19 protein-coding genes and 1 pseudogene are annotated in these 25,394 nt (G+C 71.5%); 11 read left to right on the top strand and 9 right to left on the bottom strand.

Annotated features, from left to right (window positions below):
- Nucleotides 1-92 precede the first annotated feature (92 nt).
- From ACFHWS_RS03935 to ACFHWS_RS03910, 6 genes and pseudogenes are all read right to left on the bottom strand, one after another.
- Nucleotides 93-845: pseudogene (locus tag ACFHWS_RS03935) on the bottom strand (succinate dehydrogenase/fumarate reductase iron-sulfur subunit); the annotation flags it as partial.
- Nucleotides 845-2,782, bottom strand: coding sequence for a fumarate reductase/succinate dehydrogenase flavoprotein subunit (locus tag ACFHWS_RS03930; protein ID WP_416567642.1), 1,938 nt, complete (start codon nt 2,780-2,782; stop codon nt 845-847). The gene ACFHWS_RS03930 and the pseudogene ACFHWS_RS03935, both read right to left, overlap by 1 nt.
- 13 nt (nt 2,783-2,795) lie before the next feature.
- The gene (locus ACFHWS_RS03925; protein WP_416567641.1) at nt 2,796-3,602 is read right to left on the bottom strand and encodes a hypothetical protein; all 807 of its coding nucleotides are present in this window, start codon (nt 3,600-3,602) and stop codon (nt 2,796-2,798) included.
- Between the two features lie 421 nt (nt 3,603-4,023).
- Nucleotides 4,024-5,415 carry a TldD/PmbA family protein gene (locus ACFHWS_RS03920; protein ID WP_416567654.1) on the bottom strand — a complete coding sequence of 464 codons (1,392 nt, stop codon included), beginning with the start codon at nt 5,413-5,415 and terminating at the stop codon, nt 4,024-4,026.
- Between the two features lie 14 nt (nt 5,416-5,429).
- On the bottom strand, nt 5,430-6,866 hold the full coding sequence (locus ACFHWS_RS03915; protein ID WP_416567640.1) for a TldD/PmbA family protein: 1,437 nt from the start codon (nt 6,864-6,866) through the stop codon (nt 5,430-5,432).
- Between the two features lie 59 nt (nt 6,867-6,925).
- Nucleotides 6,926-9,130: a prolyl oligopeptidase family serine peptidase gene (locus ACFHWS_RS03910; RefSeq protein WP_416567639.1), complete on the bottom strand. Its 2,205-nt coding sequence runs from the start codon at nt 9,128-9,130 to the stop codon at nt 6,926-6,928.
- Nucleotides 9,131-9,208: 78 nt separating this feature from the next.
- Between ACFHWS_RS03910 and mshB the strand changes: the two genes are divergently transcribed.
- The 3 genes from mshB to ACFHWS_RS03895 all read left to right on the top strand — a co-directional run bounded on the left by mshB (nt 9,209) and on the right by ACFHWS_RS03895 (nt 11,155).
- Complete coding sequence (gene mshB / locus ACFHWS_RS03905) at nt 9,209-10,102, top strand: N-acetyl-1-D-myo-inositol-2-amino-2-deoxy-alpha-D-glucopyranoside deacetylase (protein ID WP_416552211.1); 894 nt, start codon at nt 9,209-9,211, stop codon at nt 10,100-10,102.
- Complete coding sequence (locus tag ACFHWS_RS03900; RefSeq protein ID WP_416552212.1) at nt 10,099-10,575, top strand: hypothetical protein; 477 nt, start codon at nt 10,099-10,101, stop codon at nt 10,573-10,575. The genes mshB and ACFHWS_RS03900 overlap by 4 nt, the downstream gene beginning before the upstream one ends.
- A gap of 115 nt (nt 10,576-10,690) precedes the next feature.
- Nucleotides 10,691-11,155, top strand: a complete 465-nt coding sequence (locus ACFHWS_RS03895; protein ID WP_416567653.1) for a hypothetical protein — start codon at nt 10,691-10,693, stop codon at nt 11,153-11,155.
- Here the strand turns inward: ACFHWS_RS03895 and ACFHWS_RS03890 are convergent.
- The gene (locus tag ACFHWS_RS03890) at nt 11,124-12,170 is read right to left on the bottom strand and encodes a GNAT family N-acetyltransferase (RefSeq protein ID WP_416552213.1); all 1,047 of its coding nucleotides are present in this window, start codon (nt 12,168-12,170) and stop codon (nt 11,124-11,126) included. The genes ACFHWS_RS03895 and ACFHWS_RS03890 overlap by 32 nt on opposite strands.
- Before the next feature lie 80 nt (nt 12,171-12,250).
- Between ACFHWS_RS03890 and fdxA the strand changes: the two genes are divergently transcribed.
- The 5 genes from fdxA (at nt 12,251) to ACFHWS_RS03865 (ending at nt 21,271) form a co-directional block, all read left to right on the top strand.
- Nucleotides 12,251-12,577, top strand: a complete 327-nt coding sequence (gene fdxA / locus ACFHWS_RS03885; RefSeq protein ID WP_233606480.1) for a ferredoxin — start codon at nt 12,251-12,253, stop codon at nt 12,575-12,577.
- Nucleotides 12,578-12,594: 17 nt separating this feature from the next.
- Nucleotides 12,595-13,719: a succinyldiaminopimelate transaminase gene (gene dapC / locus ACFHWS_RS03880; RefSeq protein WP_416552214.1), complete on the top strand. Its 1,125-nt coding sequence runs from the start codon at nt 12,595-12,597 to the stop codon at nt 13,717-13,719.
- 9 nt (nt 13,720-13,728) lie between these two features.
- Nucleotides 13,729-14,391, top strand: a complete 663-nt coding sequence (locus ACFHWS_RS03875) for an SIMPL domain-containing protein (RefSeq protein ID WP_416552215.1) — start codon at nt 13,729-13,731, stop codon at nt 14,389-14,391.
- 192 nt (nt 14,392-14,583) lie between these two features.
- Nucleotides 14,584-17,706: a putative bifunctional diguanylate cyclase/phosphodiesterase gene (locus ACFHWS_RS03870; RefSeq protein WP_416552216.1), complete on the top strand. Its 3,123-nt coding sequence runs from the start codon at nt 14,584-14,586 to the stop codon at nt 17,704-17,706.
- A 154-nt stretch (nt 17,707-17,860) separates the two neighbouring features.
- Complete coding sequence (locus ACFHWS_RS03865) at nt 17,861-21,271, top strand: S8 family serine peptidase (RefSeq protein ID WP_416567638.1); 3,411 nt, start codon at nt 17,861-17,863, stop codon at nt 21,269-21,271.
- A gap of 62 nt (nt 21,272-21,333) precedes the next feature.
- Here the strand turns inward: ACFHWS_RS03865 and dapD are convergent, their stop codons facing one another.
- On the bottom strand, nt 21,334-22,290 hold the full coding sequence (dapD, locus tag ACFHWS_RS03860; protein WP_416552218.1) for a 2,3,4,5-tetrahydropyridine-2,6-dicarboxylate N-succinyltransferase: 957 nt from the start codon (nt 22,288-22,290) through the stop codon (nt 21,334-21,336).
- A 108-nt stretch (nt 22,291-22,398) separates the two neighbouring features.
- Here dapD and dapE point away from each other — a divergent pair, with 108 nt between their 5' ends.
- Nucleotides 22,399-23,472: a succinyl-diaminopimelate desuccinylase gene (gene dapE / locus ACFHWS_RS03855; protein ID WP_416552219.1), complete on the top strand. Its 1,074-nt coding sequence runs from the start codon at nt 22,399-22,401 to the stop codon at nt 23,470-23,472.
- A gap of 7 nt (nt 23,473-23,479) precedes the next feature.
- Here dapE and ACFHWS_RS03850 read toward each other — a convergent pair whose 3' ends face one another.
- Nucleotides 23,480-23,632 (bottom strand): hypothetical protein, encoded by a 153-nt coding sequence (locus tag ACFHWS_RS03850; protein ID WP_416552220.1) that lies wholly within the window; start codon nt 23,630-23,632, stop codon nt 23,480-23,482.
- A 233-nt stretch (nt 23,633-23,865) separates the two neighbouring features.
- Between ACFHWS_RS03850 and ACFHWS_RS03845 the strand changes: the two genes are divergently transcribed.
- Nucleotides 23,866-24,786 (top strand): TIGR00730 family Rossman fold protein, encoded by a 921-nt coding sequence (locus ACFHWS_RS03845; protein WP_416567637.1) that lies wholly within the window; start codon nt 23,866-23,868, stop codon nt 24,784-24,786.
- 5 nt (nt 24,787-24,791) lie between these two features.
- Nucleotides 24,792-25,337, top strand: coding sequence for a TIGR00730 family Rossman fold protein (locus ACFHWS_RS03840; protein ID WP_416552222.1), 546 nt, complete (start codon nt 24,792-24,794; stop codon nt 25,335-25,337).
- The last annotated feature ends 57 nt before the right edge of the window (nt 25,338-25,394 follow it).

Here is a 25,394-nt window from a genome sequence, read left to right as displayed (position 1 = left end):
TGGTCGCCGTCCGCCGGCAGCCCGGCGGTCGTGGCGGCCGGCTGGTCCAGGCCGGACTCACCGAGCGCCGGTCCACTCGCCGCCGCGCCGTTCTGCCCCCGCCGGAAGATCTTGCTGCCGAGCCACACGAGGGGATCGTACCGCCGGTCGACGACGCGCTCCTTCATCGGGATGATCGCGTTGTCGGTGATCTTGATGTGCTCGGGGCAGACCTCGGTACAGCACTTGGTGATGTTGCAGTAGCCCAGCCCCTGCTGCGCCTGCGCGTACTGCTTGCGGTCGGTCCTGGTGTCCAGCGGGTGCATGTCCAGCTCGGCGGCGCGGATGAACACCCGGGGACCGGAGAAAGCGGTCTTGTTGTCCTCGTGGTCACGCACCACGTGGCAGGTGTTCTGGCAGAGGAAGCACTCGATGCACTTGCGGAACTCCTGCGAGCGTTCCACGTCGACCTGCTGCATCCGGTACTCGCCGGGGGCCAGGTCCTCCGGCGGGCTGAACGCCGGCGTCTCCAACGACTTCTGGTAGTTGAACGAGACGTCGGTGACCAGGTCGCGGATCACCGGGAAGGTCCGCAGCGGGCTGACGCTGATCGTCTCGTTCTCTTCGAACGTCGACATCCGCGTCATGCAGCCCAGCTTCGGCATGCCGTTGATCTCCATGGAGCAGGAGCCGCACTTGCCGGCCTTGCAGTTCCACCGGCAGGCCAGATCCGGAGCCTCGGTGGCCTGCAGCCGGTGGATGACGTCGAGGACGACCTCGCCCTCGTTCACCTCCACCTGGTAGTCCTGCAGGTCGCCGCCGGTCTCGTCGCCCCGCCACACCCTGAAGTGGCGCTTGGTGCCCATCAGTTGTCCGCCTCCTCAGCGAGCGCGTCCTGCGCCAGCGCGTCGAACTCCGCCAACTCCTCGTCGGTCAGATACTTGGCCAGCTCCGCCCGGTCGAAGAGCTTGATCAGCTCCGGGCGCATCTTCGGCAGCGGCTGGTGCTCCAGCTTGACCGTGTCGCCGTCCAGCGAGCAGACCAGGTTGACCGTGCGCCACGTCGGGGCCATGGTCGGGTGGTCCTCGCGGGTGTGCCCGCCCCGGGACTCGGTGCGCTCCAGCGCGGCCTTGGCGGTGCACTCCGACACCACCAGCATGTTGCGCAGGTCCAGCGCCAGGTGCCAGCCCGGGTTGTAGCGCCGGCCGCCGGCGGCGCTGACCTTGGCCACCCGCTCGCGCAGCTCGGTCAGCCTGACCAGCGAATCCGCCAGCTCACCTTCGCGCCGGATGATGCCGACCAGGTCGCCCATCACCGCCTGCAGATCCTGCTGCAGGGTGTACGGGTTCTCCCCGGTGTCGCGCGACAGTGGCGCCAGGGCCTGGTCCACCGCCTGCTCGACCTCGTCGGCCGAGACCTTCGGCCGCCGGTCCAGCCCACCGACGTACGCGGCCGCGTGTTCACCGGCTCGCTTGCCGAAGACCAGCAGATCGGACAGGGAGTTGCCGCCGAGGCGGTTGGAGCCGTGCATACCGCCGGAGACCTCGCCAGCGGCGAACAGGCCGCTGATCCGGCCGGCCGCCGCAGCGGTGTCCGGGTCGACCTCGACGCCACCCATCACGTAGTGGCAGGTCGGCCCGACCTCCATCGGCTGCTTGGTGATGTCGACGTCGGCCAGCTCCTTGAACTGGTGGTACATCGACGGCAGCCGGCGGCGGATCTCCTCGGCCGGCAGCCGGCTGGCGATGTCCAGCAGCACGCCGCCGGACTCCGTACCGCGACCGGCTTTGACCTCGCTGTTGATCGCCCGGGCGACCTCGTCACGGGGCAGCAGCTCCGGCGGACGCCGGTTGTTGTCCGGGTCGGTGTACCAGCGGTCCGCCTCCTCCTCGGTCTCCGCGTACTGCTTGCGGAACACGTCGGGGACGTAGTCGAACATGAACCGCTTGCCGTCGGTGTTGCGCAGCACCCCGCCGTCGCCCCGGACCGACTCGGTGACCAGGATGCCCTTCACCGAGGGCGGCCAGACCATGCCGGTCGGGTGGAACTGCAGGAACTCCATGTTGATCAGGGTGGCGCCGGCCCGCAGGGCGAGCGCGTGCCCGTCGCCGGTGTACTCCCAGGAGTTCGAGGTGACCTTGTACGACTTGCCGACCCCGCCGGTGGCCAGCACCACGGCCGGCGCCTCGAACAGGACGAACTCGCCGCTCTCCCGGTAGTAGCCGAAGGCGCCGGCGACCCGGGACCCGTCCGGCCCGTCTTCCAGCATCAACTCGGTGATGGTGGTTTCGGCGAAGACCTTGATCCGGGCGTCGTGGACGCCGTACTCCCGCTTGTCCTCCTGCTGCAGCGAGACGATCTTCTGCTGCAGGGTGCGGATCAGCTCCAGGCCGGTGCGGTCACCGACGTGGGCCAGTCGCGGGTACTCGTGGCCACCGAAGTTGCGCTGCGAGATCCTGCCGTCCTTCGTACGGTCGAACAGCGCGCCGTACGTCTCCAGTTCCCAGATCCGCTGCGGTGACTCCTTGGCGTGCAGCTCGGCCATCCGGAAGTTGTTCAGGAACTTGCCGCCGCGCATGGTGTCGCGGAAGTGCACCTGCCAGCTGTCCCGGCTGTTCACGTTGCCCATCGCGGCGGCGGCGCCACCCTCGGCCATCACCGTGTGCGCCTTGCCGAACAGCGACTTGGAGATGATCGCGGTGCGTTTGCCGGCGAGCCGGGCCTCGATCGCCGCTCGCAGTCCGGCGCCGCCGGCACCGATGACCACGACGTCGTAGTGGTGTCGTTCGATTCGGGTAGTCATATCGTCCAAGCCCTTAGTTGAAGAACCGCAGGTCGCTGAACCAGCCGGCGGACAGCGCCATCACGTAGAAGTCGGTCAGCGCCAGGGTGCCGAGGGTGATCCAGGCCAGCTGCATGTGCCGGACGTTGAGCTTGGAGATGAACGTCCAGATCCGGTAGCGCACCGGGTGCTTGGAGAAGTGCTTCAGCCGGCCACCGGCGATGTGCCGGCAGGAGTGGCAGGACAGGGTGTACGCCCAGAGCATGACCACGTTGCCGAGCAGGACGACGTTGCCCAGGCCGACGCCGAAGCCGTTCTCGCCGTCGAAGGCGAGTACCGCGTCCCAGGTGTTGATCAGCGAGATGATGGCGGCCGCGTAGAAGGCGTAGCGGTGCACGTTCTGAAAGATCAGCGGGAAGCGGGTCTCACCGGTGTAGCGCTGGTGGCCGTCCGGGACCGCGCAGGCCGGCGGGGAGAGCCAGAACGCCCGGTAGTAGGCCTTGCGGTAGTAGTAGCAGGTCAGCCGGAACAGCAGCAGGAACGGCAGGGTCAGCGCCGCGTCCGGGATGATCCACCAGCCGGGTAGGAACCGGCCGAAGTGCGCCGCCTCCGGTACGCAGCGCTCGGTGACGCACGGTGAGTAGAACGGGGTGAGGTAGTGGTGCTCCTGGACCCAGTAGAAGTCGTGCATGAAAACACGGACAGTGGCGTAGGTGACCCAGGCACCGAGTCCGATCACGGTGATCAGCGGGGGTAGCCACCACCGGTCGGTGCGCAACGTCTTCGCCGCGATGGCGGCGCGCGCCCGCGCCTGCCCCGGCATCGTTGCCGTAGTCGTCATCCTGTCTCCCTGACGGGGCCCGACCCGTGCAAGGGCGGACCCGGATATCTTCGGCCGGTCTGTGGCGTAGCAGGGCAGAGCCCAGATGCCGTGCGACCGCGTGCTCCGGAACCCGCACCACACGCATCGGCGGGCGCTGGTCCGGTGCACACGTTACGCCCAGTACCGGCGGCCGTATGCGCAAGGGAGTCTCGCCGGTATCGCGTCGGTTACGAAAGCCCGGCCCGCCGCTATGGGGGTGGATGTGCAGAAGCTCACTGGATCCCGAGCGGCGTCGGTCACAGATTGACAGCGAACGCGTCGTCAGGGGTGACGGGCGGCGCGGTCGACCAGCCCGCACCGCCCGTCGCTGACCCTCAGGAATGAGGTATGCCTAACCTAAGTAATCCGCGTAGCGTCGTCAATCTCGCAATTCGCCGGGTCAGCCCGCGGCGCCGCCGGTGATCTGCCAGTCCGCCAGGTGCAGAGCCGGCGCGTGCCAGGAGGTGTCGTCCCAACTGTCCGGCAGCCGGCGCAACTCCGAGCCCAGACCCAGCACCGCACCGGGCGCGAGTGCCTGCGGATACGACTGGGTGAACCGCAGACTGCGGACCGCCGCCACGATCTCGCCTGACTCGACCAGCCACGCACCGTTACGGGTCAGACCGGTCACCACCAGGCTGCGTGGATCGAGGATCCGGGTGTACCACAGGTCGGTCACCAGCAGACCGCGCTGCACACCGCCGAGCAGCGCCGCACTGCCGCCAGCCGCCGGCCCGTCGTCGCTGGCGAACTGCCGGCCGCCGGCCGGAAGCAGCCGCAGATGCTGACCCACCGGCCCCCACGCGACGCTGCCCGGTGCCGCGTGTCCGGTCGAAGCGGTGCCGGCTGCCGCCGCGGTCCGTCGGTCGTGGGTGAGCGCCGTCGATCGGCCGGCGTCCACCAGCACCGTGCGGCCGGTCGGGGTGCCCTCGGCGTCGAACGGCAGCCCGCCGCCGGTGGCCGGGTCGTCGACCAGCGTGATGGCCGGGTCGAACTGGGCCTCGCCGAGCCGGACGAACGACCGCCGCTCGTGGTGCGCCTTGCCGGCGAAGCCGTGCCGGGCCAGCATCTGCAACAGATCCAGCACCGCGGTCGGTTCGAGCACCACCGGGTAGCGCCCAGGCGGCAGATCGACCGGGTGCCGGCCGGCCCGGGCCTTCACCGCCGCCCGGGCACCCAGCGCCGCGCCGTCGATCTCGGCCAGCCGGTCGGCCGCCTGCCGGGCCACCCCGTCGGCGCCGTCGGTCCGGGCGATCCCGTCCATCGCGGCCTCCGCCGCCCGGCCGCCGGCGGTCTGCCCGGCGCTGTTGGCAAACCCCGTCGACCGGTGCACGGTACGGCAGAACCCGGCGCATTCCAGACCGCCGGCGGCCGCGACGAAGTCCCGCACCCGGGCAGCCCGCTCCGCCGGGCCGGCCTGCGCGGTCGCCTCGTCCCACGACCCGGCCGCGAGCAGCGGCGCCGGTCCGGCGAGCCCCGGCCAGGCCGGATCCGGCGGGCAGAGCCGGGCCGCCGCCAAGGTGCGCTCGACCAGGTCGGCCAACCCGTCCGGACCGGTCAGCGTGGTCGAACCGATCGCGGTCCGGCCGTCGACGTGCAGCCGCAGCCACACTGTGGTGACCGCCTCGGCGACGTTCTGGTGGATGAACGAGTTGGCGAACCGGGTCAGCGCCAGCGCCCGGTGGCTGACGTACGCCTCGGCCTGCGCACCCGGCCCGGCGGCCCGGCGGACCGCCGCCACCACCCGGAGGGCCAGATCGGTCTCGGCGGGCGACGTCGCCGCGCCGGTCAGCCCCGCGTCCAGACTCACCCGCGTACCCCCACCCGGACGTTGGTGAACCGGGCCGGCGCCGCCGGGTGCCCGGTGTGCCCGACCTGACCGGGCTGGCCCTTGCCGCAGTTCGGCGTCCCCCAGGCGACGCTCTCCGACGACAGCATGTCCATCGACCGCCAGAACACCGGGCCAATTCCGGTGTACGTCGGGTTGCGCAGCATCCGCCCCAACTTGCCATTGCGGATTTCCCAGCCGATTTCACAGCCGAACTGGAAGTTGAGCCGCTTGTCGTCGATCGACCAGGATCGGTTGATGTCCATCAGCACCCCGTGATCGGTCGCCGCGATCATCTCGTCCAACGTGTGCGGCCCCGGCTCCAGACCGACGTTGGTCATCCGGACCATCGGCAGCCGTGACCAGCCGTCCGCCCGCACGCTGCCGCCGTGGTCCAGGCCGGCGACGGCGGCCGAGTCCCGCCCGGCCAGTACGCCGACCCACCGGCCCTGCCGGACCGCGTCCCGCTTGACCGCCGGGCTGCCCTCGTCGTCGAACCCGAAACTGCCCAACGCGCCCGGGATGGTCGGGTCGATCGTCACGTTCATCAGTTCGGATCCGTACCGCAGGCTGCCGAGTTGGGCCAGGTCCAGCCAGGACGTGCCGGCGAAGGCGGCCTCCCAGCCGAGGATCCGGTCCAGCTCGATGGCGTGCCCGACCGACTCGTGGATCTGCAACGCCATCTGCTCCCCGCCGAGGATCAGCGTGGTCTCCCCGGATGGGCAGGCCGGCGCGGTGAGCAGCGCCCGTGCCTCCTCGGCGATCCGCGCGGCGTGCGCCGGCAGGTCCAGGTCGTCGACCAGCTCCCAGCCGCTGGTGCCGTACTGGCCGCGGTGGCTCGGATAGGAACGGCGCTGGGTCTCCCCGTCACCGATCACCGTCGCGGACAACCCCGCACCGCACTCGCGGATCCGCTGGTCGATCCGGTGCCCCTCGCTGGAGACGAACCACTTTTCGGTGTCCCAGATCTGGTACAGCCCTTCGGCCAGGTCGGCGCCGTGGTCGAGCATCGTGCGGGTCGCCGACACCAGCAGATCGCCCTTGTCCGGCAGCGGCACCGACAACGGGTCGATCCGGCACGGGCTGGCCCAGCTCGCGGTGCCGGACCCGGCCGGCACCAGGTCGATCGGCGGCCCTGGCACCTGAGCGCTGGCCGCGGCGATCTTCGCCGCCCGACCACCGGCAGCCCGCGCCGCCGCCGGCGACGGATCCGGTACGGCGTAGAAGCCCCAACTGGAACCGACCAGTGCGCGGACGCCGAGACCGGCGTCGCTGTGCTGGACCAGCGCCTCGATATCACCGTTGCGTGCGGTCATCGACTCGTAACGGCGGTGCATCACCCGCGCGTCGGCGTACCGGGCACCGGCGTCGAGTGCCGCCTGCACGGCGGCCGTCGCCACCTCGAACTGGGTCACCCTGTGACCTTATGCGACATCGGCTCGGCCGGGCGATCCCGACGCCCGCTGGCGGCCGCTCAGCCGAGCGGTCCCAACGTCTGCCGGACGAAGGCGAGTTCGGCGCGCAGCACGGTGGCCGCGTCCGGGTCGGTGCCGGCGACCAACGGCAGCACCGCGTGCGGTCGGCCGGCGGCCAGCAACGCGGCGGACAACCGCAGGGTGTGCGCCACCGGCACGGCGCCGTCGGCCAGCCCGTGCACCAGCAGCAGCGGGCGGAGCTCGTCGCTGCCGGTCACCGGTTCGGCGGCGACCTCCACCAGGTTGTGGTGCGGATAGATCTCGCCGCCCTCCTCGGGCAGTCCGAGGAACCGTTCGGCGTACCCGCTGCGCAGCAACGCCCAGTCGGCGACCGGGTCGCGCGCCACGGCGGCCCGGAACACGTCCGGGCGGCGCAGCGCGGCCAGCGCGGCCAGCCAGCCGCCGAACCCGGTGCCCCGCACCGCCACCCGGTCCAGGTCGAGGTCGGGATGTTTCTCCGCGATCGCGGTCAGCGCGTCCACCTGGTCGGCGAGCAGCACGTCGGCCAGCCGCCGGTGCACCACCTTTTCGAAACTCGGCGCGACGCCCGGCGTACCCCGGTTGTCGACGGTGACCACGGCGAAGCCGGCGTCGGCCCACCACTGCCGGGCCAGCCAGCCCGCCCGCTCGGCCCGGACCTGCTGGTGGCCCGGTCCGCCGTGCACCTCCAGCAGCACCGGCAGCCGCCGGCCGGCGACATGCGAGTGCGGGTACAGCACACCGGACGGCAGCCGGCGGTCGGTCACCCGTTGCAGCGTGGGCCGGGGCGTCACCGCCGGGGTGGCCGCCAGGCTCCGCAGCACGCCGAGTTCGGTGTCGTCCCGGCAGATCGTCCAACGCACCCCGGGCTGGTCCAGGGTGGCCGAACCGACGGCCAGTACGGCACCGCCGACCGCGGCGACGTGCCAGCCGGGGCTGCTGGTGAGCCGGACCGCGTCCAGGCCACCCGAGGAGGCCGCGGTGCGGACCCGGTAGAGGTGCTGTTCGCTGGGTTCCCCGTCACTCGCCTCGATCAGCAGGTCCGGGCTGGTGTGCCGGCCGGGCAGCCGGCCGACCACCCGGCGTACGTACAGCGCCGCCGGGGTGAGCAGGGTGCCGTCGGCGAACAGGCAGCGAGCGTCGTACCCGTCGTGGGCGAGTTCCCCGCCGACCAGCACCCGACCGTCGGAGAGGTGGCACGGGGTACCGGGGATCGGCTCCACCCACCGGGGGTCGGCCAGCTCGGCGTGCACCTGGGTCTCCCCGGTGCGTGGGTCGATGGACAGCACCAGACCGTGCTGCTGCAGCCGGCGCAGCACGGTGATCAGCGGGCCGCCGTCGGACCAGTCGACCGACACCAGGTACGGGTAGGTCTCCCGGTCCCAGTGCACGTCGACCCAGCCGCCGTCGAGGTCGAGCAGGTGCAGGGTCACCTCGGCGTTCGGGCCACCGCACATCGGGTACGGCCGGCTGCGGGCCGGCAGCTGCGGCTGCGCCGGGTCGGCGTACTGCCAGCGGGGCAGCCGGGTACGGTCGGCCCGGGCGGCGAGGATGCTTTGGCCGTCCGGTGACCACCAGTAGCCGCGGTCCCGGCCGAAGTCGACCGCCGCCGGGTCGGGCAGTGCCCAGGTGATGTCGCCGTCCTCGCCGGCGAGCAGCACGTCGCGGCCGTCCGGGTGGACGACCCGGAGCTTGCCGGCACCGTCGCGGTGCGGGTCGCCGGCCCGCCCGTTGCCGCTGAATCCGTCGTGGGCCGGTTCATCGCGGCCGGATCCGCCGGTCGCGCCGGCCGGTCCGACCGGGTCCGCGTCGTTGTCCGACACGTACGCGATCCGGCTGCCGGTCGGGTCCGGTTGGGCGTCGGTGACCGAGCCGACCACCGGTACCTCGATCACGTCGCCGGTCACCAGGTCGGCCCGGAACAGCCGGCCGGAAAGGACGAACACGGCGACCCGGACGGCCGGGTCGGTGGCGTACCGGGTGATCCCCGCATCGGCGGTGTTCCTCGCACCGGCGGTGTTCCCGGTGCCGAGCAGGATCGTCGGGTCGGCAATCCGACGCTGCTCGCCGCTGTCGACCTCGAACGACCAGAGACCGGCGGCCGGGTCGTGCGGGCCGGTGGAGCGCAGGAACACCACGCGGGCGCCGTCGGCGCCCACGGTCACCGCGTGCGGGGCGCCCCGGACAGGTCTGCGGGTACGGGCGGCAGGCTCCGGTGATTCCACTCCCGGATCGTAGAACCGGCTGATCAGCGATGAGACCGTTAATCCACTCCGGTGCCCATCCGGCGTAAAGTTGCCGGAGTGACCGACCCTGCCGCCGCGCGACGGCTTCTCCTGGTTCATGCCCATCCGGACGACGAGACGATCGGCACCGGTGCCCTGATGGCCCGGTACGCCGCCGCCGGAGTGCAGGTCACCCTGGTCACCTGCACTCTCGGCGAGGAAGGCGAGATCCACCTGCCGCGCCTCGCCGGGCTGGCCCCTGATCAGGCCGACCAGCTTGGCGGGTACCGGATCGCCGAGCTCGACGCCGCCTGTGCGGCGCTCGGAGTGAGCGATCACCGGTTCCTCGGCGGTGCGGGCCGGTACCGGGATTCCGGGATGATGGGCCTGCCCACCAACGACCACCCACGGGCGTTCTGGCAGGCCGACCTGGACGAGGCCGCCGGGTTGCTGCTCGAGGTGCTGCGGGAGACCCGGCCGCAGGTGGTGGTCACCTACGACGACAACGGCTTCTACGGTCACCCCGACCACATCCAGGCCCACCGGGTGACGATGCGCGCCGCCGAACTGGCCGCCGCCGAGGGGGTCGCCCCCGACAAGATCTACTTCACCGCGATGCCGAAGAGCGTGCTCGCCGCCGGCATCGACGCGTTCCGGGGCGCGTCGAACAACCCGTTCGCCGGCGTCGAACACGTCGACGACCTGCCGTTCGGCACCCCCGATCCGCAGATCGCGGCGCGGATCGACGGCACCGCCCACTACCAGGCGAAGCAGGCCGCCATGCGGGCGCATGCCAGCCAGATCCCGGCCGATTCGTGGCTCTACGCGCTGGCCGGCAATGTCGGCGGCGAGTTCATGGGCTACGAGTACTTCGTCCTCGGTGCCGGCCGGCAGGGTCCGGGCGACGGCCCGTACGGCTGGGAGACCGACCTGTTCGCTGGGCTGCCGGCTGGCGAGGTGCCGCTGCCGTGACCTCGCCCGGTGTCTCCGGCCAGGTGTCGGCGGTGGAGCCGTCGCCGCCGGTGGCGACGGCTCCGGCCCCTACCCGCCTGCGTGAGCTGGTGGACCTGGGGCTGCGGACGGTCGGCGGGGTGGTCGCGGCGGTCGCGGCGGTGCTGTCCGCGGTCCTGGAGCTGCTGCTGGCCACGGTACGGGTCGGCGGGCACCTGGTCGGAGTGTCGGTGCTGCTGGCGATCGCCGGCAACGTGCTGGTGAGCTGGTTCGCGATCCGCGCGGTGGGTGCCCGGTGGGCGATGACGTTGCCGGCGGCGGCCTGGTTCGCGGTGATGGTGCTGGCCGCTGGCGGCACCACCGAGGGGGACATTCTGCTGGCCGGCGACAACTGGGTGGGCTTCGCGGTGATCTTCACCGGGGCGATCGCCTTCGCCGTCCTCGCGTTCCGGATGATCCTGGCCCAGCCGGCCCGCCGCAGCGACGGAGGCTGACGCGACCGGGTGTCGGCTCCTACAATCCTCGGTACGAATATAGGGGTCCGGAGAACACACCCGCGCGGTCCGGCGTGCCGTGGACGCGGTGCGGGTCTGGGTGCGGGAGGTGGAGATGAGGCAGCGCTGGCTGCCGGTCGGCGTACTCGCCGGGGTGCTGTTCGCGGTCAATGTGGTGGCCCGGCTGGTGGTCCGCTTCGGGATCGACACCGATCCGCAGACGCAGGACCGGCTCTCGTTCGCGATGTTCGTGGTGATCGGTGTCGTGCTCGGCTCGGTGGCCTTCGTCTGGGGGCGGGACCGCCCGGTCGAGCGGTGGAGCGGTGACGCCGCGGCGGCGATCCTGGCGGCGTTGGTGCCGACCATTTTCGTCGGGCCGTTCGTCAGCGGCGACCATCCGTTCTCGGCCGGGGCGGGCGCGTTCTTCGCCCAGGTATGGCTGTACGCCGGCTTCTCCACCGGCGGGGTGCTGCTCGGCTATCTGGTGCTGATCACACTCGGCTGGGACCACCGGTCCAAGTCGCTGGAACGGTACGCCGAGACCAAGCTCAACAAGCCCCGTCGCGTGGTTCGTCGCTGACCGCCGGCTGCCACGGCAGATAGACGTGGTGGGTGGTGAAGCCGAGCCGGGCGTACAGGGCGGTCGCCGGGTTGTGCTGTTCGACCTGGAGGAACGCGGTCGGCGTGGCCAGTTCGTCGGCGGCCCACCGGCCGACGGCCCGCAGCATCCGGGTGGCGTGCCCCCGCCGCCGGGCCGCCGGCTGCACCTCCAGCAGCGCGATCTGACACCACCGGTGGTCGGCGTCGACAGCGCCCCGGGCGATGGCGACGAGCCGGCCGTCGGCGTACAGATGGGCGAAGCGCACCTGCGGTGCGTCGGTGAGCAGCCGGCGGGCGGCGGCCGGCAGCGGGTCGCCGGCCGATTTGCGGGCCGCTACCAGGGCGAGCCACTCCTGCGACGGCGCGTGGTCCAGCCGTACCGGCGGCCCGCCGCCGGGTGAACCGCCTGCCGCGTCCTCGCCCAGCCCGGCGGTACGGGCCAGCAGGTCGGCCAGCGGCACGGTCTGCACCAGCACCAACGGTCCGCTGCGCCAACCTCGGCGGGCAAGTTCGCCAGCGACCTCGGCGGCAGCTGGCAGCGGCACGTTGACCTGTGCCGGCAGGCCACGCTCGGCGTACCAGGCGGTGACCGCGTCCACCGCGTCCGGCAGTGGGCAGCCGGGGTCGCCGAGTGGCAGCGCCGAGTTCGCCCGGCCGGTCCAGCCGTCGGCGGCGCGCAGCAGCCAGTCGCCGAGCCGCTGCTGTACCGGCGCCGCCCAGGTCTGGTTCGCGGCCCGTTCCAGCTCGGTGACGGCGGCGGATTCGCGGTCCGCCGCGCGACGGGCCGCCGGACTGGCGGTCGGCGGCACCAGCTTGCTGCGGTGCACGTCGGCGAGTGCGACCCGGCGTGGCCCGTTGCGGGTCAGCACCGTGAGTTCGGTCTCGGTCAGCTCGGCCAGCAGGCCGAGTAGGTCGGTATAGAGCGGACGATCTCCGCCAACACCTATAATTTTTCGGACTACCACGCGGTGTCCCACATCTTGTGGCCGGAGCACGATCGACCCCCTCCCCGGCGAGATACTAGGCTCGTCAGTGCCGCGGGCGATCGCGGCATGTCGTGCGGGAAGGAAGGCCAGTGACCTACATCATCGCCGAGCCGTGCGTCGATGTGCTCGACAAGGCGTGCATCGAGGAATGCCCGGTCGACTGCATCTACGAGGGCAATCGGATGCTGTACATCCACCCCGATGAGTGTGTCGACTGCGGTGCATGCGAGCCGGTCTGCCCGGTGGAGGCGATCTTCTACGAGGACGACGTGCCGGAGCAGTGGAAGGAGTACACCACCGCGAACTACGAGTTCTTCGAGGATCTCGGCTCGCCGGGCGGTGCTTCCAAGGTCGGCAAGATCGAGAAGGATACGCCGTTCGTCGCGGCCCAGCCGGCGCGCGGGGACGCGCACTGACCGGGGCACGGGAGGGCTTGGCCGCCGGGCGGTCCGCGCCGACCGGCGGCGGGTCACCGGCCGCCGGCCTGCCGGACTTTCCGTGGGATCGGCTGGCCCCGGTCAAGGAGCGTGCCGCCCGGCACCCCGACGGCATCGTGGACCTCTCGGTCGGTACGCCGGTCGACCCGGTGCCGGCCGTGGTCCAGCAGGCGCTGGCTGCCACCACGGACACCCCGGGTTATCCGATGACGGCCGGCAGCCCGCGACTGCGCGAGGCCATCCGGGACTGGTGCGTACGCGAGTGCGGTGCCGTCGGCGACCGGATCGGTGTGCTCCCGACGGTCGGTTCCAAAGAACTGGTCGCCTGGCTACCCACCCTGCTCGGGGTCGGTCCCGGCGACGTGGTGGTGGTGCCGTCCGTCTGCTACCCGACCTACGAGGTGGGCGCCCGGCTCGCCGGGGCCGAGGTGGTACGGACCGATTCGCTGACCGCGCTCGGGCCGTCCAGCCGGGTCCGGCTGGTCTGGGTCAACTCGCCGGGCAACCCGACCGGCCAGGTGCTGCCGAGCGGGCATCTGCGCAAGGTTGTCGACTGGGCGCGCGAGCGCGGGGCGGTGGTGGCCAGCGACGAGTGCTACCAGACCCTCGGCTTCGAGGCGCAGCCGGTCTCGGTGCTCAGCGGCGACGTCTGCGGCGGTGATCCGACCGGTCTGCTCGCCGTGCACTCGTTGTCCAAGCGGAGCAACCTGGCCGGCTACCGGGCCGGGTTTGTCGCCGGTGAGCCGCGGCTCGTCGACGACCTGCTCGCGGTGCGCAAGCACGCTGGCATGATCGTGCCGGCTCCGGTGCAGGCGGCGATGGTCGCCGCGCTCACCGACGAGCGGCACGTGGCCGACCAGCGTCGGCGGTACGCTGCCCGCCGGGACCGGCTCCGAGGGGCGCTCACCGCGGCCGGCTTCACCATCTCCCACTCGACCGCCGGTCTTTACCTGTGGGCCAGCCGGGACGAGGACAGCTGGTCGACCGCCGACTGGTTCGCCGCCCGCGGCATCCTGGTCGCGCCGGGTGCCTTCTACGGCCCGGCCGGGCAGCGCCATGTGCGGGTCGCATTGACCGCCACCGACGAGCGGGTGGCGACGGCGGTCGCCCGGCTCGACTAGGCTGGCCGGATGGATGCTCCGATGGTGTCGGTGCGCGGTGAGGTGACCCGGGAGGTCCCACCCGAGTTGGCCCGGTTCGGGGTGACCGCCGTCGCCCGGGGCAAGGACCGCTCCGGCACCCTCGCCCGGCTCGCCGAGCGGGGCGACGCGGTCCGTACCTTGATCGACGGGTACGGGCCGGCGATCGAGCGCCGGGAGTCCGGTGCGCTGCTGGTGCGGCCTGAGTGGCGACGCTCCGGGGAACGGGTTGTCGCCTACCATGCCAGCGTCACCACCACCGTCACGGTTGTTGACTTCACTGTGCTCGGTGAGCTGATGATGCGGCTGGCCGGCCAGGACCAGGTCCAGGTCAGTGGTCCGTGGTGGTCGCTGCGGCCGACCAGTCCTGAGCTGGGCCAGGCCCGTCGGGCGGCGATCGCCGAAGCGATCACCCGGGCACGCGACTACGCCGACGCGCTCGGGGCGGAGGTGACCGGCCTGGTGGAATTGGCCGACCACGGGATGTCCGCGCCGCAGCCGGTGGTGTTGCGCGGCGCCCCCCGGGCGTTCGCCGCGACCGAGATGGCGGATGCCGCGCCGCAGCTCGACCTCGACCCGCAGGTGCAGACGGTGCAGGCAGTCGTGGAGGCCCGATTCACCATCTCTGCTCCGGCGGTACTGCGTCCAACGTGACCGGCGAACTTCCCGATCCGGATCGACGTCTCATCGTTGCCGACCATTGCCCGGCAGAAGTATGGCCAACGCGTTGTCGGACTGGTAAACCGAGCGGTGGATGTGTTGCCCGGCGGTGAATGGATCGCCCGGGCGTCAATGGGTCAGTTGTAGGCGTTGCCACGTGTTGACGTCCGGCCTGAGGGGAGGCCCGTGTCGGTCCGGAAGCTCACCAGTGGATATGCCACGGTGATGATCCTGCTGTCCGCCGGGATCCTTCTCGCCCCCGGCTGGCATCCGGTGCTGTGGCCGGCGCTCGGGGTGATGAGCGCCGGTGGAATCTTCTTCGGTATCCGGCGCTACCGGCCGAAACGGGCCGCGGCGTGGTGGAGTCTCGCCGCCGCAGTGGTGATGCTCGCCGCCGGCGACACGACCTACGCGATTCTTCCCGGCTCAATCGTCACCGAGCTGTGCTATCTGACGGTATTCGCCCTCACCGCCGTCGGCCTGTTCATGCTGACCCGGGGCAACCAGATGCTTGGCGACCGGTCGCGGCTGCTCGACGTCCTCACATTTCTGTGCACCGCCGCGCTTCTGGCCTGGATCTTCATCATCGGTCCGTACATCACCGCTCCCGGGATGGAGCCGTTCGAACGATCGATCCTCGCCGCGTACGCCCTCGGTGATCTGTTGATTCTGGCCGTGATGATTCGCCTGCTGGCGACGAATCCACGGACCCCGGCCCTGGTTTTGCTGCTCGTCGGGGGTGCCGGCATGCTCACCGGCGACATCCTGTACGGACTGACGACGCTCGGTGAGCCGTGGCAGCCCGGCGGGCCGATCGAACTCGGCTGGCTGCTGACGTATCTGACCTGGGGAGCGGCCGGGCTGCATCCGTCGATGGCGCAGCTCTCCGAGCCGGCGGAGATCGAGCCGGGCAAGATCAGCCGGCCGTGGGCGGTGCTGCTGGTCCTGGCAACCATGATCTCGCCGTCGATTCTGCTGATCGAGGCGATGACCGGGCGGATCCGCGACGGGGCGATGCTGGCCATCACCTCGGCGGTGGTCTTCGCGTTGGTGCTCAGCCGGTTCGGTGACGTGCTCGCGGCACACCGTCAGACGGTCCGCCGGGAGCAGGGGCTGCGGGACGCGTGCGCCGCCCTGGTCTCGGCGGCCGACGCGGCGCAGGTGGATCGCGCGGTGCGGTCCGGGATCGCCCGGATCGTGCCGGAGGGCGTAGACCACCGCCTGGTGCTGGTGCTCAACCGCACCGGCGGGGTACCGGCGCTGGCCAGCAGCGTCTGGGGGCCGTCGGTGCCGGCGACGGCGACCGGCACGTTGCTGCCGTCGACCGCTGCGGTGCGACGCACCCGGCTGCTGCGTCGGCCGACCCTGACCCCGATGCTGGCCCACCAGCTCGGGTCGTTTCCGTTCGCGTTGCTCTGCCCGTTGGTGCTGCCGGAGCAGCGGCTACCCGGTCCGGTGCCGGCGCAGCCGCGGCCCGACGTGACCGGTCCGCGAGCCGGGGTTCTGCTGGTCTCGGCCGAGACCGGCGTCCTCAACGCGTTGCGCGACGCCATCGAGGTGCTGGCCAGTCACGCCAACATGGCGTTGGAACGGATCCGGCTGGGTGACGAGATCAACCGGCGGGACGCGGAGGTGTACTTCCGGGCCCTGGTGCAGAACAGCGTGGACATCATTCTGATCGTCGATGACGGCGACGCGGTCCGGTACGCCAGCCCGGCGGTGCAGACGGTGCTCGGTCGGCCGGCACCGGGCGGCGGCCCGCTGACCGACCTGGTCGATCCGCCCGACCACGGCCGGGTGCTCGAAGGGCTGGCCCTGGTCCGCTCCTCCGGTGAGCCGCACGACTGGCCGGACTGGCGGCTGCGGCACGCCGACGGTAGCACCGTGCAGGTCGAGGTGAGCTGCCGTGACCTGCGGTCGGACCGGGCGGTTCGCGGTCTGGTGCTCACCCTGCGGGACGTCACCGAGCGGCGTCGGCTGGAGCAGGAGTTGACTCACCGGGCGTTCCACGACTCGTTGACCGGTCTGGCGAACCGGGTGCTGTTCCACGACCGGGTGCAGCAGGCAGTGGCCCGCGCCCAGCGCGGCGGGTACGCGGTCGGCGTACTGTTCATCGATCTTGACGATTTCAAGGTGGTCAACGACACGATGGGCCATCAGGCCGGCGACGAGTTGCTGGTCGCGGTGGCGAACCGGTTGGCGGCCACGCTGGGATCGGCCGACGCGGCCGCCCGGCTCGGCGGTGACGAGTTCGCCGCGCTGGTCGACGACGCAACCGACCCGGCCGAGGTGGAGCAGACGGCGCAGCGGGTGGTGGCGGCCTTCACCGAGCCGTTCCGGCTCGCCGGCCGGATGGTCGGTGGCGCGGTCAGCGTCGGGGTCGCCACCACCTCGGACGCCGAGGGCACCGACGAGCTGCTGCGGCACGCGGATCTCGCCCTCTACGTCGCCAAGGGTGCGGGCAAGGGACGCTGGCGGCGGTACCAGCCGGCGTTGCACGTGAGTTTGATCCGGCGGATGGAGCTGCGTACCGCGTTGGAACGGTCGGCGCCGGAGTCCGACTTCGCCGTCGTGTACCAGCCGGTCGTCGAGCTGTCCAGCGGCAACGCCGTCGGGCTGGAGGCGTTGCTGCGGTGGCGGCACCCGAGCCTGGGGCTGCTGCGGCCGGACCAGTTCATCGACGTGGCCGAGGAGACCGGGCTGATCGAGCCGATCGGCGACTGGGTGCTGGGCCGGGCGCTCGCCGCTGTCACCCAGTGGCGGGCCGCTCTGCCGGTGGGCGAGGCTCCGTATGTCAGCATCAACGTCTCCGCCCGGCAGTTCCGGGTGGCCGGCTTCACCGGCAAGGTCCGTCGCGAGTTGATCGCCGCCGGGTTGCCGGCGGACTCGGTGATGCTGGAGCTGACCGAGAGTCTGCTGCTGCAGAACGACGACCAGGTCTGGGCGGACCTGGCGCAGCTGCGCGAGCTCGGTGTCCGGCTGGCCATCGACGATTTCGGTACGGGGTTCTCTTCGCTCAGCTACCTGCGTCAGCTGCCTATCGACGTGCTCAAGATTGACCGTTCGTTCACCGCGGAGATGGCCTTCTCGCAACGGCAGCGGTCGTTGGTGGACGGGATCATCCGGTTGGCGCACTCGCTCGGTCTGCAGGTGGTGGCAGAGGGCATTGAGACGGTTGTCGACCGGAACCTGCTCGGTAATCTGGGCTGCGGCTTCGGGCAGGGTTATCTGTTTTCCCGGCCGCTCGCCGAGGCGGACGCGGCGGCCTGGCTGGCCGGTGGCCGGCCGGTCGGGTTGACCCACCCATAGATCATCTACAAGTAGTAGCTTGGCGACTCAGAGTGCAAATCATGTCCATATTGCCCCGAGTTTCGGGCCGGGTCGGTGCATACCAGGTATGCAATCCTGGGGCTTCGGAATCACGACCCTGACGCCGCTGCGGCGTCTACCGGGGAGGTTCACGATGTCCAATCCATCCAGGAGAGTCCAAGCCGCCGCTCTCGTCGCCGTACTGGCCGCGACGCTGGTCGGTGTCGGACGGCCGGGACCGGCCGCCGCCCGCCCGGCACCGACCCTCGACGACCCGGTCAGCCGGGTCCGTACCGACCCCGCGACCGCGGTCACCCTGGTCACCGGGGACCGGGTCGTCGTCACCAGCGCCGGCACCGCTGTCCAACCCGCCCCAGGCCGCAACCACCTGCGGTTCCACACCTACCAGAGCTCCGACGGCCGGTACGTCGTACCAGCCGACGCGCAGCCGCTGATCCGCGCCGGCGTGCTGGACCGGCGACTGTTCAACGTCACCGACCTGATCTCGTACGGCTACCACGACGCCGCCACCGCTCGGCTGCCGCTGCTCGTCGAGTACGCCGCCCCGGCCGACGCCGCCCGCCGGGACGCCGGTGGCCTTGCCGGCGCGCGGATCACCCGGGACCTGCCGGCGATCGGCGGCGCCGCGCTGACCGCCGACAAGCACGCGGCGACCGACTTCTGGGCGGCGGTCACCGGCACCGCCCCGGTACCGCCCGGCGAGGCCACCGGCCGCGCCGGAACCCTGGCCACCGCCTCCGGCCTGGCCCGGGTCTGGCTGGACGGCCGACGGCGACTGCTGCTCGACCGCAGCGTCGGGCAGATCGGTGCGCCGGCCGCTCACGACGCCGGATTCACCGGTGCCGGGGTGACCGTCGCGGTGCTGGACAGCGGAGTCGACGCAGACCACCCCGACCTGACCGGCAAGGTGGCCCGGTCGGAAAACTTCACCGACGATCCGGACCCGGCCGACCGGGTCGGCCACGGCACCCACGTCGCCTCGATCATCGCCGGCAGCGGTGCCGCCTCGGGCGGGGCGAACCGTGGTGTGGCCCCCGACGCCACCCTGATCTCCGGCAAGGTGTGCGAGTCGTCCTGGTGCACCGAGTCGGCGATTCTGGCCGGGATGCAGTGGGCCGCGACCGACCAGCGGGCCACCGTCGTCAACCTCAGTCTCGGTGGCCCGGACACTGCGCAGACCGATCCGCTGGAAAAGGCGGTCGACACGCTCACCGCGCAGACCGGCGCGCTCTTCGTGATCTCAGCCGGCAACTCCGGCGAGGACCGCACCGTCGGCTCGCCGGGCAGCGCCGACGCGGCGCTGACCGTGGGCGCGGTGGACCGCGACGACACGCTCGCCGACTTCTCCAGCCGTGGCCCGCGCACCGGTGACGACGCGGTCAAGCCGGATCTCACCGCCCCGGGCGTCGGGATCGTCGCGGCCCGCGCCGCCGGCACCACCCTCGCCGATCCGGTCGACGAGCACTACGTCGCCGCCTCCGGCACCTCGATGGCCGCGCCGCACGTGGCCGGAGCCGCCGCGCTGCTCGCCCAGCGGCGGCCGAACTGGACCGCCGTGCGGTTGAAGGCCGGCCTGATGGCGTCGGCCGCGCCACGGTCCGGCACCGGAGCGTACCCGCAGGGTGCCGGCCGGGTGGACGTCGCCCGCGCCGTCACCCAGGAGCTGATCAGCCGACCGGCCAGCGTATCGTTCGGCCGCGCCGACTGGCCGCACCACGACGACCCGGCGATCGTCGAGAAGGTCACCTACCGCAACACCGGCAGCGAGCCGCAGACCCTGACCCTCTCCGTCGAAGCCGTCGGCCCGACCGGCCGCAGCGCGCCGGCGGAGATGTTCCGGGCCGGTGCCGACACGGTGACCGTACCGGCCGGCGGCACCGCCGCTGCCACCCTGACCGCGGACACCAGCGTCGGTGGCCCGAACGGCTACTACTCCGGCCATCTGGTCGCCACCGGCGCCGGCCAGCGCGTCGTCACCCCGTTCGGCGTCCACCGAGAGGTGGAAAGCTACGATTTGACCTTTGTCCACGTCGACCAGGCCGGCGTGGCGACCGACGACTACTGGACCGTCGCGGTCGGCCTGGACCAGCCCGCGGACGCGATGCCGTGGACCTCGGACGGCTCCGGCCGGGTCACCGCCCGGCTGCCCGCCGGCCGGTACGGACTGTCCAGCGTGATCCAACGCCAGACCGGCGAACAGGAGTACGAGCTCGCCGTCCTGGTCCGGTCGAACCTGCGGCTGGACGGTGACCGCACCGTACTGTTCGACGCGCGTACCGCCCGCCCGGTCCGGATGACCGTGCCCGAGTCGACCGCGCGTCCGGCGCTGGTCGACATCAGCTTCCAGTACCGCACCCCGGACGCGGGTGCTGGGATCGGAGTGCTGGCTGACACCTTCGACGGGCTCGCCGCCGCCCACGAGGGCGGGCCGTCGGGCGCGGGCGAGTTCACCGCCAGCATCGCCAGCCAGTGGCTGCGACCGGACGGCGCGGACGGGTTCACGGCCAGCCCGTACTTCTACGGGTTGAGCGAGCTTTTCGCCGACCGGCTGCCCAACGGGTTCACCAGGCACTACCGTCCCCGGGACCTGGCCACCGTCCGGCACCGGTTCCGTGGGGTGAGCCACGGCGACCTCACCGACCGGCTGGTCTTCCCCGGCCACGGCGAGCGGGACATCGGGGGATGGGCGCTGGTGACCCCGGTCGAACTACCCAGCGTGCGGGTGGAGCACTACAGCGTGTCGAGCACGTCGACCTGGGAGAGTTCCCTGGAGTTCGGCCGGGCGGTGGAGGGTCAGCTCTGGCCGGAGTACACCGCCGTGCTGGTCTCGCCGCCGAGCCGCCACCAGCCCGGCAAACGCACCCTGGACACCTGGAACCTGGCGCCGTACGGGCCGGTGTTCCCGGCCGTCTCGGGCGACGGTGCCTGGGTCAGCCGGCGGGGCAACGTCGTCGACGTTCAGGTGCCGATGTTCGGCGACGCGCAGGGCCACCCCGGCGGGGTGGTGTCGCGGACCGCGCGGACCGCGCTGTACCGCAGCGGCAAGCTGATCGGGGATAGCCCGGAGCCGGGCTACGGCCGGTTCCCGGTGCCCCGGGCCCAGGCCGACTACCGGCTTGAGGTGTCGGCGACGCACGACGTCGGGGACTTTTCCACGTCGGTCAGCGGGGCGTGGACCTTTCCGTCCGGTCCGGTGAACCGTGACCAGGTGGCGGCCCTGCCGGTGATGGCGGTGCGGTTCACCCCGTCGGTGGACGCCGGCAACACCGCCGTCGCCGGGCGGGCGATGGAGATCCCGTTCACCGCCACCCACCAGCCGGGCGTGGTCGGGATCGGGATCCGTCGGCCGACCGTCGAGGTGTCCTACGACGGTGGGCGGACCTGGCTGCCGGCCGACGTACGGTCCGCCAAGGCCGGCTGGACCGCCATGGTCCACCATCCGGACCGGGACGGTTTCGTGTCGCTGCGGGCGTCGGTCACCGACCGGGCCGGCAACACGGCACGGCAGACGATCATCCAGGCGTACCGGATCGCGCGGCGCTGACCCGCGCCGGTCGGTGCCCTGTCCGCCCCGTAGCGGCGGGTGGGGCACCGACCGGTCCGCGGTCAGCTGTTGGCGTGCAGTGCCTCGTTGAGCTGGATGCCGGCGCCGGTGCGCGGCCGGGCCTCCAGCGCCCCGGTGACCGAGTTGCGCCAGAACAGCAGCCCGTCGACGCCGGACAGTTCGCGGGCCTTGACCACCCGGCCGTCCGGCAGGGTCACCTTGGAGCCGGCGGTGATGTAGCAGCCGGCCTCGACCACGCAGTCGTCGCCCAGCGAGATGCCGATGCCGGCGTTCGCGCCGAGCAGGCTGCGCTCGCCGATGCGGACCTTTTCGGTGCCGCCACCGGAGAGGGTACCCATGATCGACGCGCCGGCCCCGACGTCGGAGCCGTCGCCGACCACCACGCCGGCGACGATTCGCCCCTCGACCATCGAGGTGCCGAGCGTGCCGGCGTTGAAGTTGCAGAAGCCTTCGTGCATGACGGTCGTCCCGGATGCCAGGTGGGCGCCGAGCCGTACCCGGTCGGCGTCGGCGATCCGCACCCCGGACGGCACCACGTAGTCGGTCATCCGGGGGAACTTGTCCACCCCGTACACCGCCAGGTGCCGCCCGGCGGCCCGCTCGATCAGCCGCAACTCGTCGACCCGGTCCGGCGGGCACGGACCGGCGGAGGTCCAGGCGACGTTGGCCAGCCGGCCGAAGATGCCGTCCAGGTTGAGCTCGTTCGGCCGGACCAGCCGGTGGGAGAGCAGGTGCAGGCGCAGGTACGCGTCGGCGGCGTCGGCGATCGGGTCGGCCAACGAACCGATCTCGACGACCACGATCTCGGTACGCAGTCCGGGCAGTGCCCGGGGGCCGAGCACTGCGCCGGGCAGCCCGGCGGGTGTGCTGCCGTCCGCGGCTGGCGGACGCTCGCCGAGCCCCAGCTGGCCGATCGGATACCAGGTGTCCAGCACCTGCCCCTGCTCCGTGCAGGTGGCCAGGCCGATGCCCCAGGCGGGCTGCGTCGAAACCGTCACCGAACTGTCGCCTTCCGATCGGGGTACGAGTCACCACCGGGTCGACGTCCGGGCGATCCGGGTGATCAGCGGACGAGTCGATCCTGCCGAGACGGTACCGTGCCAGCCATGGTGAACCCGCTGACCCCCGAGGTCCTGGCCGATCCGGTGACCCTGACCCGCGCGTTGGTCGACATCGAGTCGGTGTCGCGCAACGAGCAGCGGATCGCCGACTGCGTGGAGCAGGCGCTGTCCGTCGTGCCCTGGCTCACCACCGGGCGGTACGGCAACACGGTGATGGCCCGGACCGAGCTGGGGCGTTCCCGACGGGTGGTGCTCGCCGGGCATCTGGACACCGTGCCGCTGGCCGACAACTTCCCGTCCCGGGTGGTCGACGGCGTGATCTACGGCTGCGGCACCTCGGACATGAAGTCCGGGGTGGCGCACGCGTTGCATCTGGCGGCCACCGTCGCCGAGCCGAGGTACGACGTCACCTACCTGTTCTACGAGGCGGAGGAGATCGACTCACGGTTCAACGGGCTACGTCTGGTGGCCGAGACCCACCCGCAGTGGCTGTCGGCCGACTTCGCGGTGCTGCACGAGCCGACCCACGGCGTCGTCGAGGCCGGTTGCCAGGGCACCCTGCGGGCGGTGGTCGGCACCACCGGCCGCCGGGCCCACTCGGCCCGGTCCTGGCATGGGGTGAACGCCATCCACGCCGCCGGTGAGGTGCTGCGCCGGCTGGGCGACTATTCGGCGCGGACCGTCACCATCGACGAATGCGAGTACCGGGAAGGGCTGAACGCGGTCCGGATCGGCGGCGGGGTGGCCGGCAATGTGATCCCGGACCGGTGCGACGTCGAGGTCAACTTCCGGTTCGCGCCGGACCGCGACGGGCAGCAGGCGGAGCAGCACGTCCGCGAGGTCTTCGCCGAGTTCGACGTCGAGGTGGTCGACTGCGCCGGCGGGGCGCTGCCCGGACTGACGTCGGCACCGGCGCGGGAGTTCCTCGCGGCGGTCGGCGCGCCGCCGGTCGCGAAGCTGGGCTGGACCGACGTCGCCCGGTTCGCCGCGCTGGGCATCCCGGCGCTCAACTTCGGCCCCGGCGACCCCAACCTGGCGCACGCCCGTGACGAGCACGTGGAGATCGAGAAGATTCAGCAAGGTGCCGAGACACTCCGGCGTTGGCTGACGCCGGAGTGAACCGGGATCACCGCAGCAGTGCCGGCTCCTGCTCGACGGCGTCGTCCCCCGGCTCAGCCGGAAGCGCTCGCCCGCCGGCAACCCGGCGCTCGGCCACCACGACACGGATCCGGCGGTGCATCTGCCGCCGGACCCGGATGAGTTCGCTACGTGTCATCATGACTACTCCTCCCCCCGAAGGTGCCGTGACGGCGTCCTCCCCACCGTCCGGCGTACCCAGTATCTGTTAGAGAAGACGTAGCCGCAGCCGATTTGGTTGCGCTTGACGCAAGATTGACATCACCTTTTTCGTCATGGTCCAGGTGAGTGTCGCAGCGGGGCCGTTCGGCGTCCGCACTGGACACGCGCGGGCGGCCCGTCAAGCACGGCACGCCGCCCACTACGGTTGTCCAGATGGACCAGTCGAACAACTATTGCCTGCCAGACGACCAATCCCGACCGGGACCGGACGGGGTCGGCCCGACATCCGACGAACCGGGGTCGGAGCGGCACCGGGGCGCGGTGACCCTGCGCCGGGAAGCGGTCCGCCGCAGCACCGCCGATCAGGGTCTGCTCGATTCACGGGCCCGTGGTGAATGGAAGACCAAGGATTCCTGGCGGGCGCTGCGAATCCTGTCGGAGTTCGTCGAAGGGTTCGACACTCTCGCTGATCTGCCGCCGGCGGTCAGTGTTTTCGGGTCAGCCCGCAGCGCGCCGGACAGCCCGGAATGCCGGCTCGCCGAAGAACTGGGCCGTGCGCTCGCCGGTGCCGGCTACGCCGTGATCACCGGCGGCGGTCCCGGTGTGATGGAGGCGGCCAACCGGGGTGCCACCGAAGCCGGCGGCGTGTCGGTGGGGCTCGGCATCGAATTGCCGTTCGAGCAGGGCATCAACGAATGGGTGGAGGTAGGCATCAACTTCCGCTACTTCTTCGCCCGCAAGACCATGTTCGTCAAGTACGCCCAGGCGTTCGTGGTGCTGCCCGGCGGGTTCGGCACCATGGACGAGTTGTTCGAGGCGCTCACCCTGGTGCAGACCGGCAAGGTGACCAGGTTCCCGGTGGTGCTGATGGGCACCGGGTACTGGTCCGGACTGGTCGACTGGCTGCGTGACACGATGCAGGCGCAGGGTCGGATCGGCGATGCCGACCTCGACCTGCTCTGCCTGACCGACGACGTCGCCGAGGCGGTACGGCACATCGTCGACGCGGATGCCGCACTCGCCGCGGAGCAGGCGGCGCTGCGCCAGACGGCGCACGCCCAGATCGAGGCCGAGCGGCAGGCCGGTGAACGGGCACCGGCCGGGTACCACCGGCCGGCGGAAGGAGAGGAGTAGCACGGATGGCCGCGATCGGAGTCTTCTGCGCCTCGTCGCGCACTCTCGAGCAGCGGTGGCTCGACCTGGCCGCCGAGACCGGGCGGGAGCTGGCCCGACGTGGGCACACCCTGGTCTCCGGCGGCGGCTGTGTCGGCATGATGGGTGTGCTCGCGGACGGTACCCGGGCCGGCGGCGGCTGGACGCTCGGGGTGATCCCGCAGTCGCTGGTCGACCTGGAAGTGGCCGACACCCACTCCGACGAACTCGTCGTCACCGACGGGATGGCCAGCCGCAAGACGCTGATGATCGAAAAGTCGGATGCGTTCGTCACCCTCCCCGGCGGCCTTGGCACCCTGGACGAACTGTTCGAGGTGTGGACCACGGCGGTGCTCGGGCTGCACCGCAAACCGGTGGTGCTGGTCGACACCGATGGCTTCTACCAGGGGCTGCTGGACTGGCTGACGGCGTTGGCGGAGACGGCGTTCGTGGGGCGGTCGGCCCGGGAGATGCTGATCGTTGTCGATTCGGTGTCGGCGGCGCTGGACGAGATCGAGGCCCGGTTAGGTTGACCGGGTCCGCGCCGTCCGGTGTGCCCACCTCCCGGCGTGCCGGCCACCCGGCTGCCG

The organism is Micromonospora sp. LOL_013, from assembly GCF_048060315.1.
Taxonomy (GTDB): domain Bacteria; phylum Actinomycetota; class Actinomycetes; order Mycobacteriales; family Micromonosporaceae; genus Micromonospora_E.
This window is presented reverse-complemented; position numbering and strand designations above follow the sequence as displayed.